The 14,969-nt window shown below is 57.4% G+C and carries 11 protein-coding genes; 8 read left to right on the forward strand and 3 right to left on the reverse strand.

Annotation, left to right across the window (positions count from 1 at the left end; translation table 11 throughout):
* The first annotated feature begins 66 nt into the window (after positions 1 to 66).
* The 3 genes from IP76_RS20875 (at position 67) to IP76_RS20885 (ending at position 4,614) form a co-directional block, all read left to right on the forward strand.
* On the forward strand, positions 67 to 1,281 hold the full coding sequence (locus IP76_RS20875) for a citrate synthase family protein (RefSeq protein WP_082352656.1): 1,215 nt from the start codon (positions 67 to 69) through the stop codon (positions 1,279 to 1,281).
* Positions 1,282 to 1,547: 266 nt separating this feature from the next.
* Positions 1,548 to 2,795, forward strand: coding sequence for a chromate efflux transporter (gene chrA, locus IP76_RS20880; protein WP_054160167.1), 1,248 nt, complete (start codon positions 1,548 to 1,550; stop codon positions 2,793 to 2,795).
* A 370-nt stretch (positions 2,796 to 3,165) separates the two neighbouring features.
* Positions 3,166 to 4,614, forward strand: a complete 1,449-nt coding sequence (locus IP76_RS20885; RefSeq protein ID WP_156318672.1) for a bifunctional diguanylate cyclase/phosphodiesterase — start codon at positions 3,166 to 3,168, stop codon at positions 4,612 to 4,614.
* 23 nt (positions 4,615 to 4,637) lie between these two features.
* On the opposite strand, the gene IP76_RS20890 is transcribed toward IP76_RS20885, so the two are convergent.
* Entirely contained in the window at positions 4,638 to 4,997 is a 360-nt protein-coding gene (locus IP76_RS20890; protein WP_054160169.1) for a hypothetical protein, read from the reverse strand.
* A gap of 649 nt (positions 4,998 to 5,646) precedes the next feature.
* On the opposite strand from IP76_RS20890, the gene IP76_RS20895 reads away from it, so the two are divergent.
* The 5 genes from IP76_RS20895 to IP76_RS20915 all read left to right on the forward strand — a co-directional run bounded on the left by IP76_RS20895 (position 5,647) and on the right by IP76_RS20915 (position 11,404).
* Entirely contained in the window at positions 5,647 to 6,153 is a 507-nt protein-coding gene (locus tag IP76_RS20895) for a trans-aconitate 2-methyltransferase (protein ID WP_306765498.1), read from the forward strand.
* Positions 6,154 to 6,791: 638 nt separating this feature from the next.
* Positions 6,792 to 8,006 (forward strand): HlyD family efflux transporter periplasmic adaptor subunit, encoded by a 1,215-nt coding sequence (locus IP76_RS20900; protein ID WP_054160171.1) that lies wholly within the window; start codon positions 6,792 to 6,794, stop codon positions 8,004 to 8,006.
* Positions 8,003 to 9,175, forward strand: a complete 1,173-nt coding sequence (locus tag IP76_RS20905) for an FtsX-like permease family protein (RefSeq protein WP_054160172.1) — start codon at positions 8,003 to 8,005, stop codon at positions 9,173 to 9,175. The genes IP76_RS20900 and IP76_RS20905 overlap by 4 nt, the downstream gene beginning before the upstream one ends.
* A 9-nt stretch (positions 9,176 to 9,184) precedes the next feature.
* The gene (locus IP76_RS20910; protein ID WP_054160173.1) at positions 9,185 to 9,898 is read left to right on the forward strand and encodes an ATP-binding cassette domain-containing protein; all 714 of its coding nucleotides are present in this window, start codon (positions 9,185 to 9,187) and stop codon (positions 9,896 to 9,898) included.
* A 405-nt stretch (positions 9,899 to 10,303) separates the two neighbouring features.
* Positions 10,304 to 11,404, forward strand: coding sequence for an HPP family protein (locus tag IP76_RS20915; protein WP_082352657.1), 1,101 nt, complete (start codon positions 10,304 to 10,306; stop codon positions 11,402 to 11,404).
* 107 nt (positions 11,405 to 11,511) lie between these two features.
* Here the strand turns inward: IP76_RS20915 and IP76_RS20920 are convergent, their stop codons facing one another.
* Positions 11,512 to 13,704 carry a methyl-accepting chemotaxis protein gene (locus IP76_RS20920; RefSeq protein WP_054160174.1) on the reverse strand — a complete coding sequence of 731 codons (2,193 nt, stop codon included), beginning with the start codon at positions 13,702 to 13,704 and terminating at the stop codon, positions 11,512 to 11,514.
* Between the two features lie 492 nt (positions 13,705 to 14,196).
* Positions 14,197 to 14,859, reverse strand: coding sequence for an iron-sulfur cluster repair di-iron protein (gene ric, locus IP76_RS20925; RefSeq protein ID WP_054160175.1), 663 nt, complete (start codon positions 14,857 to 14,859; stop codon positions 14,197 to 14,199).
* Positions 14,860 to 14,969 lie beyond the last annotated feature (110 nt).

Here is a 14,969-nt window from a genome sequence, read left to right on the forward strand (position 1 = left end):
GTGCAACCTGCGGACGATCTCCCATTGATCAATTACATGGTCAATCTTGATTGATTGAATCAATGTATGGTGCTACTCAAAGGCATGGACGAAGCCGGATACATGACCGCGACGGAGGCGGCGGCGGAGCTCGATGTGAGCGTGGCGACGCTTTACGCCTACGTGAGCCGCGGGATTATCCAGTCGGAGGCTCGAACTGGCACGCGGGCAAGGCGGTATCGTGCAGCTGACGTCCGCGCTTTGGCCAACAAGCACAAGGTTGCCACAAAGCATGGTGACTCAAGCAAGCTGCTCTCCTTTGGGGCCCCACTGCTGGATTCGGAAATAACGTTCACCGATGGGCTGAAACTGTATTTCCGCGGGCGCGATGCCTCGCAGTTGGCCGCGAGCAGTGGGAGCCTTGAATCGGTCGCAGCTTTGATCTGGGGTTGCGATGACGCACCAAAACTTTCAGACGGCTCAATTGAGCTCCCCCCAGAATATCTTGACCTTGCCGGAACTGTAGATCCTGACTACCCACTCGTTACCTGCCAAGCTCTGCTGCCTCTAATGGGGCAGAGAGATGTTCGCGCGTATGACTTATCACGAGAAGGTGCATCACGAGCTGGCTTGAATGTACTGAGAATTGTAACTGCCCTGGTGTCGGGCGTGACGCCGACCACCCGCCCAGTACATGCGGTATTGTCGTCCGCCTGGAAGGTCGAAGAACATGCTGACCTGTTACGCTCAGCGCTAATCCTCGGAGCAGATCACGAATTGAACGCATCTACGTTCACAGTGAGGGTAGCGGCGTCCGCCGGGGCGCCAATATACCATGCCGCAGCGGCCGGATTGGCGACGCTGCAGGGCGCAAGACATGGCGGGGAAATTGAGAGGACATATCGTTTGCTGCAGGAGATTCTGGACAGCAGACAGAAAGATGCTGAAGTGGTTGCAGGTTGGATGAGGCGAGGTGAGAGTGTCCCGGGCTTCGGCCATCCGCTTTACCCCTCAGGCGATCCCCGAGCGCAAACTCTGTTGGGTCTATTGAACCGCCACAGCAGCTCCCGCGGGGCAGCGGATGTCATCCAGGCGGTGAATACCGCACAGTCAGTCACCGGCAAGCTATTGAATTTCGATGGTGCCTTGGCGGCGCTTTCGCTACACCTTGGTCTGGCCGCGCCCGCAGGTCTTTGTATCCTTGCAATAGGGCGTGTCGTTGGTTGGGTGGGGCATGCGATTGAGCAATACCACGATCAGCGCCTTATTCGGCCCCGGGCACGATATGTCGGGCTTCGATAGAACGACTGACCTCCTCCTCGGTCTCATTGAACCGCTTGATTGCCATTCTTGGAATGGAGCCTGCGCTGAGGGCTAAACGACTTGCTAAGACGGGTGTCATCCGAAAAGCGCCACGTGCCCGTGAGTTAAGTTACCCAGCAGGATGACGAGCTTGACTCCAGTCGAACAGGTCGATGGTTCATATCCTCTCAAGGCGATGGGTCTTTTCGAATTGCGAAGTTGGGCTCGCAGCGAAGAGAACAACTGGCAGAAAAGGCAACAATAAAATGACGGACAGCACGAAACCTGTTGCAGCGAATACACCGGCGGGCACTCCAGCCGAAGTCTTTGCAACGTTCCTGAAGCTCGGCCTAACATCCTTTGGTGGACCAATTGCCCATCTTGGGTATTTCAGGGAAGAGCTGGTCAATCGGCGGGCATGGCTTTCCGACCATGCCTATGCCGACCTTGTCGCCCTTTGCCAATTCTTGCCTGGTCCTGCATCTAGCCAGGTCGGCTTCGCTCTCGGGATGATACGTGCTGGTTGGCCCGGGGCACTTGCGGCTTTTACAGCTTTTACCCTTCCATCGGCACTGATCCTCCTGGTATTTGCCCTATCGGCTGCAAGCATATCCGGGCCAATCGGAACTGGCGCGTTGCACGGTCTGAAGATTGTCGCGGTTGCCATCGTCGCTCAGGCTGTGTGGGGGATGGCAAAGAACCTCTGCCCGGACAAGGAGAGGTCAGCGATCGCGGTCGCTGCCGTTGCGGTCCTGGCCTTCCTGCCGGGCGCTTTCGGTATGATCGGCGCGATCGTGGTTGGCGCCGTTGCAGGTCTTCTTCTCGGTCGTGGCACGGGCACGCCCGTCAGTGGTCATGTCACGATGCCGGTATCACGCCGCGGCGCAGTAGTGGCACTCATCGCCTTTATCGGCTTGCTGGTGATTCTGCCTTTACTTGCCAAATACGGCCAGACATTCGCTATCGCCGATAGCTTCTATCGCGCAGGATCACTAGTGTTTGGCGGAGGTCACGTGGTCCTGCCTCTTCTTGAGGCCGAAGTCGTCCAGCCGGGCTGGGTCACACCTGATGCCTTCTTGGCGGGCTACGGAGCGGCACAAGCGGTTCCGGGACCGCTGTTCACCTTTGCCGCCTATCTCGGCGCCGCGCTGGGTCCCGAGCCGAATGGCATCGCAGGCGCAATGATCGCGCTTCTGTCCGTCTTCCTGCCCGGCTTCCTGCTTCTCGTAGGCGTTCTGCCGTTCTGGGACCGCTTTCGCTCAATGGCGAAAGCGCAGGCCGTGATGCAAGGTGCCAACGCTGCTGTCGTCGGTATCCTCGGCGCAGCCCTGTATTCCCCAGTGTTCACCAATGCCATCGACAACATGCGCGACTTCACGCTGGCGCTGCTGTGCTTCGTGCTGTTGGTGGCATGGAAGCTTCCGCCGTGGATCGTGGTCGTAGTGGCTGCGGTCGGCGGCGTGGGACTGTCCCTGATCGTGTCCGGCACGAATGTAGTCACTCTCCCAACGTAACGTTCGACTTCTTTCAAGGCAGAGATTGTTCGGCGTGGCATATTCAAGTGGAACGAAGCCGTCACTGCAAGTGATTGCAAACACAGTTGCCACTTCACTGTTGTACTTTATCCATCGATCTGAATTTTCTCTTAGGGGCGGCGGCGAGCAACGGCTTTGGTGCCGAGATTGACTCTCAGAACTGCTGCGTGAATTCACTCATTTTCAGGACTTCTCATTTAACGTCAAATCCGGAAATCTTGTTTTTAAGTTGCCACCTCAATGAGACAGCTCTGACCCGAGCCGATGGCAAAATGCGAGGCATAGATCTTTGTCAAACCTGACATCTTCTTTTTCCAGTATAGCCCTTGGTCTGCTTCTCGTGGCGGTCGTGTCCAGCGCCACCATGTTCGGCCTGATTGAAGGGGCAGGACACGTTGCTTGGTTGCTTGGAGCGACTTTCGCCGCCGGTTTCTTTGCGTCCTGCTTATTCTCGACTGAGCCCAAGGTGTTGTCGGAAAAGGCGGGATTATCTCAGCGACCCGTCGACCTAGATGATCTCACGGGGGCTCTCTCTAGAGGTGCGTTTCTTGATCGTCTCGAGTTGCAAATGAGAATGATCAGGGACGCTGAAAGCAGAAATCAAGCTCCGCCGGAACTGACACTGCTGTTGATTGATGTCGATCGGTTCAAACAGCTCAACGATGGCTTTGGTCACTCGACTGGTGATGATGTGTTGGTCGAGCTCGTGAAGCAAGCACAGACGCGGCCCGGGTGGCAAATCGGTAGGCTTGGAGGAGATGAGTTCGCGGTTCTGGTTGCAGGACATGACCACCGGGAACTTGGAAACAACGTTGCTGCATACTGTGCGGACCTCCGTGATGCCCTGCACAGAAGAAAGGGTATTCTGGCATTTTCCGGTGTCACGGTTGGTGCCGCATCGGCTCCCATGAACGCGAGTTTCGCCGATGAACTCCTGAAACTTACTGACTTGGCTCTCTACCAAGGAAAGAAGGAAAACCGAGGAGGTCTCACTTTCTTCAATCCTGAGATGCGCGAGGAATACGGGCGCGCTCGACAGGTGGCCAGAGATCTGAAGGCCGCGGTCCTATTGGACGAGTTTCAGCTGCATTATCAGCCGATAGTCTCCCGTGAAGGAGAGCTAGCGTCGTTTGAGGCGCTCCTGAGGTGGAAACATCCATTGAGCGGCATGATTCCGCCAGATCAGTTCATTCCGATCGCAGAGCAGTCGGGTATCATAGATCGTTTGGGTGCCTGGGTTCTGAGACGCGCTTGCGAAGACTTGAAATCCGGCGTGATTGAAACGGTCGCCGTCAATATTTCTGGAGCGCAGTTTCGCCACGGTGAGTTGCCCGACCAAATTCTAAAAATACTTCGGGAGGAGGGCGTCAAAGCCGACAAGTTCATCTTGGAGATAACCGAGACGGCCTTGATTTCCGCAACGCCCTTCGTGCTTGAGCAGATCAAAGCTCTCCGACAGCTTGGTTTCAGGATCGCCCTGGACGACTTTGGGACGGGCAACAATTCATTCAATATGTTCCGTTCCATACCGGTCGATATCGTCAAAATCGACAAAAGTTATTCACAAGGCATGGCGACAGATCCCATCGCTCAGGTTTTTGTCACGGCAGTGTGCCAGGTGTGCAAAACGCTTGGAATTTGCGTGGTTATGGAAGGTGTCGAGACAGAAGAACAACATAGCCTCGCACTTCTGGCTGGCGCGGATCGGATTCAAGGCTATCTGATAGGGAAGCCTGCAGCTTTGAGAGATATACCGAGCCGTCGTCGCTCGTTTGGAACTCTGAACTCTCGGATTTGAAGCAGTCTATCGCGCCAATTGCCCTATGAGTTGTTCGTTTTCGCGGATGCCGCGTCATCGAGTGTAGCAACGATCTTGATGATATCGTGTTTTAACGCCTTGAGGCTGGGCGCCTCATCGTATGCGTCATCCTCCTCATCATAGGCAGCGTCCGGGTCAACGGGATTGAGGCGATGCTTGATCGCCAAGGCATATACGGTGTCGAGGATGTGTCTATCCGTAATATCGTCATCGGTCAGCGCGAGCAGAGCGGACCTTACCAATTTTTTGCTGGTGACCTTTGGGCAGCGTTTTTTGATGTACTGGAACAACTGATCCCCGGACAACCCCTCGGTCGCCCCATCGACCAGAGCTTCGTAAACGCGCTTTCGCTTCTCACCCACTCTATAAAACTCCGTGTTGAACCTATCCGGATTAGCCGGAGGTCGTTTCGTTTAGTCACGCAGCCATGGCTGCTTCGTCCAGCATGGGTAGTCCGATCCTCGGCTGTGTCTGGCGGTATATTGCCGATGTGGGTGGGAATGATCAAGGCAACCCTCCTCGTCCGGATGCAGAGTTCGTAGGAGTATTCATGCCAGTCCCAAATGACTGACATGAAATCGGAAGCAGTTATGGAGGTCGCCCACTCTCTGTGGCAGCTATTTCAACCTCATGCACCAAGACCGGATTGTCGGGAAGCGGCCCCATTTCGGGAATAATTTCCGCTTTGCGCCTTCAACCCGGTCATAGAGGCCACCGTCGCGCTTCCATAGAAGAGTCCATCGTGCCGGCTGTCGTGCCGCGTCGCTTGCGCACCAAAAGCAGCCGGATGATTTCCTTGGGGAACGGCGGCTTCGTAAAAACTTTACGACTGGATGGACCTACATCTGTTAGACTCGCATTCCGAACAGGAACGACTTTATGGCAATTCAAGACCGACAGACGCACTGGCAAGGGGTATACACTACCAAGTCTGACAACGAGGTCAGTTGGTATGAGGAGGCCCCGGACCTATCGCTTAAGCTGCTGCATGAAGCGGGACTGATACCGGGAATGTCAGTAATCGACATTGGTGGTGGTGCGTCCCGGTTGGTAGATGCGCTGATGGACGCCGGTCAGGCCCACGTTAGCGTCCTCGATCTTTCTAGCGCGGCCCTCGGGGCAGCCAAGTCCCGACTGGCAGACACGGCTCATGTGCAATGGGTCGTATCGGACGTGACCGCATGGACGCCTGACCGCGAGTATGATCTCTGGCATGACCGGGCCGCTTTCCATTTCCTGACAACAGCCGTCGATCAGCAAGCCTATGTCCGCGTGCTGGCACGGGCACTCAAAGTCGGTGGCAAGGCCGTGATTGGCACCTTCGCAATGGATGGGCCAGAGAAATGCAGCGGCTTGCCTGTTACCCGTTACGATCCGGAGAGCTTGCAAGCTGTTCTCGGCGAACAGTTTGGGCTGGCGACGACGCGGCGGCATGAACACACAACCCCATGGGGGACGGTGCAGAAATTCCAGTTCAGCACTTTTGAAAAGGTCGGAGGCCAAGCGCCCCGCCATTAGCTTTGATCCCATAACGACGGTCCGCTATGGGCTGAACTCGGGCAACATTACGAGAAGCGCGAATTTCGACCATCGGCGGAGGGCACCAAAGATCGGAGCGCGCCCCTCTGGCGGTCCCATTGCCTCCAATTCGGGTGTTCATGTTTCAGACTGGCGCTCCCTGAAAACCGTCATTCAGCTTGCTCGATGGTGGCGATACCGATTGATCACTGACCAAGCGAGAAGCGGATCATGCTTCCGTCTTGAGGCAATGGTCGGCATATCATTTTTGACTGCAGGAGGTTCAAGCCTCCAAAGCGAGAGGCCGTTGAACTATACGGTTTTCCGTTTCGATCTGCCGAAGCTTGTAAAGCATGGCTATTCTGGACCTCTATACAGACGGCGTCGTGACCCCGGCTGATATCGGTCGCTAAACGTTGGGCTTGCGTGGCTTTGTCGCATCTTTCCTGGCCAGACATCCGCTTGGATGTCTGGCCACGCTCACAAATGCACGATACCAAACAATGGAAATATACGCCTCGTCATATGTGTAGCGTTGCAGCCTGAACGCTGAGGTATCCTTGCCGGTTGGCAAGACCGTGACGAAGGTACTGAAGTCAACGTCCCATTCAAAGATCGACAGGAACGAGTGACCTGCAATGTCAGCCACTGATGAAAAAAGCCTCCCGATCAATTTGAATCTGTCCGAGCCAAAAACACCTCGGCAGCGCCGCTGGTTTCGCAAGCGGTACCTGCTGGTGTTGCTGGTCCCTGTCTTCATGTTCTCGGGCGCTGTGCTGGGGATGTATTTTCAGCCGACGGGTTTGCAGAAGTTTTACGCGCTGACGGGGCTTCAACCCGGCGGCGGCTCTGACGCACCCATTGCCTTGCCGCCTGACATCGAGCTGCCGCCCAAAATGGCAGAAACCTTGCTGCCCTCCGATGTGATCGGATTGGCGCGGGTGATGCCCCGTGGCGACGTTTCGGTTGTCGCAGCACCCTATGGGGCTGGCGATGCGCGCATCGCGGACATCCTCGTTTCCGTGGGCGATCGCGTGGAAAAGGGCACCGTGCTGGCGCGGCTCGACAATCACACAGCTCTCGCTGGTGCAGTGCTCACCGCAGAGGCAAATCTCGCCGTGCGCGAAGCAAACCTCATCCAGACGCGGGCGGCGGTAGAGGCAAGCCGCAAGGAAGCAAAGGCAGCACTCGATCAAGCCGTGTCCACTGCCGCAGAAGCTGCATCGACGCTGGTAAGAACGGAGGCGCTCGCCTCGAGCGCCGTCAGCACGCAAGCCGCACTCGATGCAGCCCGCGCCGCGGCAGAGGGCGCCAATCTTTCCGTCGTACGCGCCGAGGCAACGTTGACGCGCTATGCCGCAGTCACGCTGGACGAACAGCCCGATGTGATCGTCGCCCGTCGCAATGTCGACGCCGCCCGATCCGAGCTGGCCCGGGCTCGGCTCGACCTTGCACGTGCCGAGGTCGTGGCGCCCATCACCGGCACGATCCTCGACATCCATGTCACGCCCGGACAGCGACCACCAGCCGACGGGATCATGGATATGGGGGACACGGATCAGATGATGGCCGAGCTTGAGATCTGGCAGGACCGCATCAGTACCGTCATGGTCGGCCAGCCGGTGGAACTGGTAACTCCGGCTCTCGGTGTGACGTTGCAAGGCCGGGTGGACAGGATAGGCCTGACCGTGGGACGGCAGGGCCTGATTTCGGACGATGCTGCGGAAAACAAGGATGCGCGCGTCATCCAGGTCTTGGTGGTCCTGGACGAGGCCTCCTCGGATGTCGCCGCCCGCTTCACAAATCTCGAGGTCATCGCCCGTATTGACACCACGGTACGGGCCAATCCATGAGCTACCTGCTGCAACGCCTGTTCGGGCGGCTGCCCATCGGCTGGCTGCAATTGACCCACAACCGGACCCGCTTTGCGGCGGCACTTGCTGGGGTGGCCTTTGCCAATGTGCTGGTCTTCGTCCAGCTTGGGATCATGAACTCGATGGGTGCCGCAACCTTGCGACCCTATGAATTCTTCCAGGCGGATATCATGATCTCGGCTGGCGATGCGAGTACCCTGACCGACGGTGGCAATGTGGCTCGGCAATGGTTGCTGCAAGCGCTGGGGGATCCGGATGTCGCCGCTGGAATGGGTCTTTTCATCGCCAATGTTCCCTGGGACCGTGGCGAAAAGGACATCAGTCTGACGACCTTCGGCGTGGATCCGATCAAGACCGAGTTTCTGTCTCAGGATATTGCAGGCGATCTCAATCTCCTGCAGGTGCGAGACGCGGCAATACTCGATCGGCTCGCGCGAGGTCTCGCCAAGGACGAAGCTGCTTCAATCCGTCCGCAAACGCCTCAGTCCTTTGAAACGCAAGGCCGTACAATTACCGCCTATGCCACGTTCTCCGGCGGCGGAGGCTTCGGTGGCGATGGCTATATGCTGGTTTCGGACCAGACATTCCTGTCGCTGTTCCCGACGCGTAGTTCCTCGGCACCCGACCATATTCTCCTGAGCCTGCGCTCCAGCGCGCAGACAGACGTCGTAATCGCGCGCCTGAAAACCCTGATTTCCGACCCATCCCTTCGCATACGCAGCTACCAGGATGCAGCGCAGGAGGATCTGCGCTATCAGCAGACGAAGCGTCCGACGGGCATCATCTTCGGGTTCGGCGTGCTGATCGGCGTTCTCGTCGGCATTGTCATCGTCTATCAGGTGCTGTCAACCGACGTGGCCGACCACCTGCGCGAATACGCAACCTTCAAGGCCATGGGCTATGGCCCGCGTTTCTTCCTCGGCATCGTCTTCGAAGAAGCGCTGGTGCTCGGGATAATGGGCTTCATTCCAGGACTTGTTGTCGGGACGACCATCCTGACGCTGATGGGCAAGATTACGACCCTGCCTCTGGGGATGACACCTTCAATGGCAATGACCGTTTTTCTCGGCACCATTGTCTTTTCCGCCCTTTCCGGCGCCATTGCGACCCGTCGGCTTGGCGCTGCCGACCCTGCCGATCTGTTCTAGGAGGCTGCGATGGACAGCGAGACAATCGTCGAGGTGCGTGGATTGAACCATTGGTTCGGCAGTGGCGACGTTCGCAAACAGGCGCTGTTTGATGTGAACCTGACGTTGAAGCGGGGCAGCTTTACCGTGCTGATGGGGCCTTCCGGGTCTGGTAAGACGACGGTCCTTACGCTTGTCGGCTGTCTCAGAGCTGTGCAGGATGGATCCGTGCGGCTTCTGGAGAGAGAGTTGAATGGCGCATCGCAGGCACAACTTGTCAGTTTGCGCCGCCGCCTGGGCTTCATTTTTCAGGCACACAATCTGCATGAAAGCCTGACGGCATTGCAGAATGTGATGATGGGCGTACAGGTGCATGGCGAAGTGGCCGATAGCGCGGCGCAGAGCGCGGCTGAGCATGCGCTTGGCCTGGTCGGCTTGAGCGACCGTATCACGTATCTGCCCGCAAACCTGTCAGGCGGTCAGAAGCAGCGCGTGGCCGTGGCCCGAGCTCTGGTCTCAAGCCCGGCGCTCGTGCTAGCCGACGAGCCCACAGCCGCCTTGGATAAAGATAGTGCGGCGGATGTCGTCGACCTTCTGAAACGCATAGGTGAAGCACGGGGCACGACGACATTGCTCGTTACCCACGACAACCGGATCCTCGACCGTGCTGACCGTATCCTGACCCTGGAGGATGGTCGCATCGTCAAAACAGAGGACAGAATGCATAATCAACGTAGCTATTAGCGTATGCGCCAGACGAGCCGACATATCATGAAGTCAGGTCCTGTGGTTCCACAAGTCCGCCTGATGCAGCAGTACCGTCTTTCAGTGACCTGGATGAGTGATTTGGAGGGTTAGCGGGTTGGATCGCTCCAGTGAGTCGGGATCGGGCACTACGGACACCAGGTGTCCACCTAGTTGCAACTACGACGAGCACGGTCTACAGCGCTTCCGATATGTGAAAATAGCATTGAAAAATGCGATCGTTAGTGTCGATCCGCTCGCATTTTGTTGAATGATGTCCCTCGCCAAACTGGCTGACGATTGAAATTTTGATCATTTGCTGAAAGTTTGTGCTTTCGATCGATCGGAATCATTCAATTGCAGTTCTTACGTTCATTTGGGCCGGCAGTGACTGGCACGGCTCCGATGGAGGCTCTGCGCGCGGGCCTTGGAGCTTTCATCGGGCTTTGGCTGACCGGCTATTTCTTGCTGTCTCCCGGCGCCGATCTCGAATATGGCCTCTACCTTGTCGCACCGCTCGGCGCGAGCGCCGTTCTCCTGTTTGCCGTTCCCAACAGTCCGCTTGCTCAGCCATGGTTTGCAGTCATCGGCAATACTGTCGCAGCTCTTGTCGGCGTGGCCGTCTCGATGTTCATCCACGAGCCGGCGTTACGGATCGCCGTTGCTGTCGCTCTTGCGATCATCGTGACGTTCATGTTGCGAGCGGTACATCCGCCGGCAGGAGCCGTTGCCATGACGGCTGCCATGAGTCCGGAAGCTGTGGAGCATCTTGGCTTCTGGTTCGCGCTTGCGCCAATTGCCACGGGCACGGCCAGCCTCGTCCTGATTGCGATCGCCTATGCCAGGCTGACAGGGCGGCGCTATCCATTTCGTCAATTCGACCAGCAGAACAGGCATGGGACATCTGACAGGATCGCTGTTGAACGGCTGGGCCTTTCCGAAGCTGAGCTAAGCGACATCCTTCAACGGTATCGACAGTCATTCAATCTCGGCGTTGAAGATCTGGCACGTCTTATCGGTGCAGCGGAGCTCCAAGCGGCAGCACACCAGACCGGCACTCCAACTGCGGCCGCCATCATGTCCTCGAACCTGATTACGGTGAAGGCAAACACAGATTTGGGCACAGTCGCTGATCTCTTCCGGCGTCATCGTTTTACATCGCTACCCGTGGTCGACGAGAAGCAGCGGTTCCTAGGCATCATCTTCCAGGTGCATCTCATCAGCCGAGCAAGGGAAGATGCACTTCGCCTTGATCGAGGTCTCATCCCCGCTCTGCGAAGGCTAATAGATCATGAACGGGATAAACCAGTGCTGGCGATCGACATCATGAGTGTCACGGTCCCTCGCGCTATTGCAACAACGCCACTCGGGGCGTTGTTGCCTTTGTTGGGTGATACAGATGTCGATGCGGTTCCCATCCTGGAATATGGGAAGCTCATCGGTATCGTCACGAGAACCGACTTGATCGCCGCGATGGCCCGAGGAATCGCTCGAGCAGACGTTTGATGGCGTCAGTTAGAAGGGCTCAACGCTCCGAACTACGAACGGCATGAGCACCGGCGACGGATCGCTGTGTCGTCCGTCGTGCTTGAGGATATCTGATCTAAGTCGTTTCAGGCCCTCATCCTTTCTCGGACCATGTTGCCATCGGCAGGTGAGGTCAAGCGGAAGCCAAGAAGCAGGCTCTGAAGGATGGCGCTTTCGCTGGCCAAGGCTGCGCCGGCAGCGTTCATCTCTTCCACCATGGCCGCGTTCTGTTGTGTCGATTGATCCAGATGGTTCACCGCGACATTGACCTGCGAAAGGCCGACTGCCTGTTCCTGCGCTGCGATCGCGATGGCGTCCACATGGCTTGCGGCTTCCTGCACGAGCTCACCAATTTCGGCCAGTCCGGTGCCGGTCTCGGAGACCAAGTCGACGCCTTGGCGAACAGCCAACTCAGAATTGCCGATGAGCCCCGAGATTTCCCGGGCTGCCTGCGCCGAACGCTGGGCCAGCTCCCGGACTTCCTGGGCAACCACAGCAAACCCCTTGCCGGCCTCGCCGGCGCGGGCTGCCTCGACGCCCGCATTGAGAGCGAGCAGGTTTGTCTGGAAGGCAATCTGGTCGATCACACCGATTATTTGACTGATCTGGCTCGATGCCTGCTCGATCTTGTCCATCGCCGCCACGGCGTTTTGGACCACTTCACCGGATCGACTTGCTCTTTCGCGTGCGCTCTTCGTTACGCTGCGGGCCAAGTCTGAGCGTCTGGACGTGGCCGTCACATTGGCTGTGATCTGTTCCAGTGCAGCGGCCGTCTCTTCAAGCGAGGCGGCCTGCTGCTCGGTGCGCCTCGACAGGTCATCCGATGCCGAAGAGACCTCGGATGCTCCGCCGGTGACAGTCGCCACCGATTGGCCAACGCCGACCAGTGCTTGCCGCAACTGCACCACAGAGCGATTGAAGTCATGGCGAAGTTCTTCGAACTGCGGTGCAAAGGCCTCGGTCACCTCGCAAAGAAGGTCGCCGGAAGCAAGCTTTCTCAATGCCTGGGCCAGTGTGCCGGTTGCCTTGTTCATGCGTGCTTCGGCCTCAGCCTCCGCTGCGATTTGCATGTTAACTCGGTCGCGTTCGGCCTGGTCGCGCGCACGCTTTGCCTCCAGTTCCAGTTCGCGATTTCGGATCGCAGAAAGGCGGAAGACTTCTACCGCTTTGACCATGTCTCCGACTTCGTCCTTACGGTCGGCAGATTGCCCGGTGGGTTCGAGGTAACCCTCCGCCAATCTGCGCATCGAATTGACGAGTGCCTTCAGCGGACGGCTGATGGTTCCTGCTAGAAACACCGACAAGGCGATGACCAGAATGGCCCCGACAATGCAAAGGATCAGAACCGTTCCGAGCCGAGTGAATGCGGCTGCGGCGATAGCGCGTGCCTCGTTGCCGAGACGTTCGAGGCTTGCCCTTTCCAGAGCCTTCATTGCGTCAATGCGCTGACTGGCGGCTGCAAACCAGCGATCGGCACTCAAGTCGCTGGCCGCTGTTGAACCAGCCCCAATCAAGGTCGATCGCGTGGTTTCGATCTCTTTCAATGCGGGTATGGATAGCTGGGAAGCGTAGGCGGACTGCCGTTCCTTCTGTTGCAGGGCGAGGAAATTGTCGATCAGAATGTTCTGCGCACCAGCCATGCGGGCAAAGGGAGCGATGCGCTCGGGGTCAATGTCGCCTGACGTGATGAAACCGTTGCCGGTGGCGCGCTCCTGGCCCGCAATCTCCTTTGCCTGCATGAGCAGGTTATAGGCAATCATTTCGGCGGCGATCCTCGAGCCGACACCCTGGAGGGACAGTTCCGAGGCGATGCCTGAAAGCTCGCCAATCAGGCCGCTGTAGAAATCGAAGGACTGTTTTCCGGTGAAGGAAAGCTTGTCGATGGATCGCCTGGTGTCGGCGAGGCTTTTCAATGTGTCCTGTGCGAGGCTCCAGCGACGGTTAAGCTCCGTGTTGTCGACGTCCGCCAAGGCATCAGCGAGATCTGGCAATTTTGCCAGAGCCTCATCCGTCATTTGGCGCGCCTGGTCCAGCGGTTGCGTGTCCGTGCTGCCCTTTGATCCGATGTATCCAGCGCTCTGCCCCCGCTCTCCCTGAAGCACGTGGATCATTTCGCCCATCGCCGAAATGTTCTCGCTCACTTTGACGACGATTTGCATCTGCTTGTAGGAGCGCCACGAGTTCAGAAACTCCATCGAGGCAAGGGTGAGTGCTGCAACCAGAGGGATCATGATCGCAAGCCAGAGGCGTTTGCTGATCGAAAAGTCGGTGATGCGCATCTTTCAGTATGTCCTGAGTTGAGGCATCATGCCGAGTATCGTAACATCATGATACGATGTGAATTTTAGTGATTATTTATGTGATTCAGTAAACACTTATCTAATGGATCCGGCGCGGTTTGACGAATGCCAAGCTTCGAATAAATAAACCCCAGCTTGCGTCAATCCACCGCGTATCTGGATCAGGCTTCAGTCAAAAGCTGCACGTCTTACGCGCAAACTCCAGATGCAAGGACGTTGGTCGATATGGAGAGGCGGATCATCGCCCGTCGCCGTGTCGTGGTTTAAGCGACAGCATTCTGTCCATAAGATAGCCGACATTATCGGCTCCGGCACAGCCACTGATCACACATTCATGCATGTCGCAGATGGTGTCACAGGCTTGTTCGCGCTGCGATCTCGAAACGACCGGAGGAGCGAGCCTGCCGCGCTTCATGCCTCGATCCGGCTTCTGGTTCTTCACCATAATCCCTCATCCTCGGTAGGTTTGTTTTAGGGCGTCCCGCCGGTAAACCGTACAAAGAGCACTTCATTTTCCAGATGCATGTGCTGGACCAGGTCGTCGGCAAACTTCTTTGCGCCTGTGTAGAGCGCGCGCCATGAATTGCAGGCACTGTCCGGCAGATGAAATCCGCCCGTCACGTGCTCGAGTTCTGCCAGATGGTCTGCCTCGACGTCATGTTCATGGCGCATCTGTTCAATGGGTCTCGTCAGAGCTTGATGGTCGCCGCGTTCCATGAGCGGGAAGAGCATAAGCTCCTCGCGATGCATGTGGCTGTGGAGGTCGCTCTGGATACGCTCGAGGAGATTTGCCAGGCCGATTGGTGCATCGGGGTGGTCGCCATGCACCCGTTCGACCTTGGCCGCGAGAGGGATCAGCGAGATGAGTTCCGCGCGGTGGGTGTCGTGGTAGCGTGTCCTGATATGATTGATCAGATCAACGGTTCCATCCGGTGCTTCTGTCGCCGCGGCGTCAACAAGGCCCTGCAATTCGCCCACCAGGGTTTCCTTCGAGAGTCCGGCAGCTTCGGCCGCGGCCTCAATGCTGGCAGAGCCACCGCAGCAGAAGCTGATGCCGTGACGACGGAAAAGTGCGGCTGCACCGGGAAGGGAGGTCGCGATCTTTCCGACCGTCTGGCTTGCGTTAAGTTCCATCGAATTCACCTTGCTTGCGCTTCACGCGTTATCGCTGTGGTGCCGACTATGGTGAGGAACGCAGATCCGGTCGTTGCGCTTTCGCAAACAAGATGTGCTCGTCTCCCCTC

The sequence above is a fragment of the Rhizobium sp. AAP43 genome, assembly GCF_001296045.1.
Taxonomy (GTDB): Bacteria; Pseudomonadota; Alphaproteobacteria; order Rhizobiales; family Rhizobiaceae; genus Allorhizobium.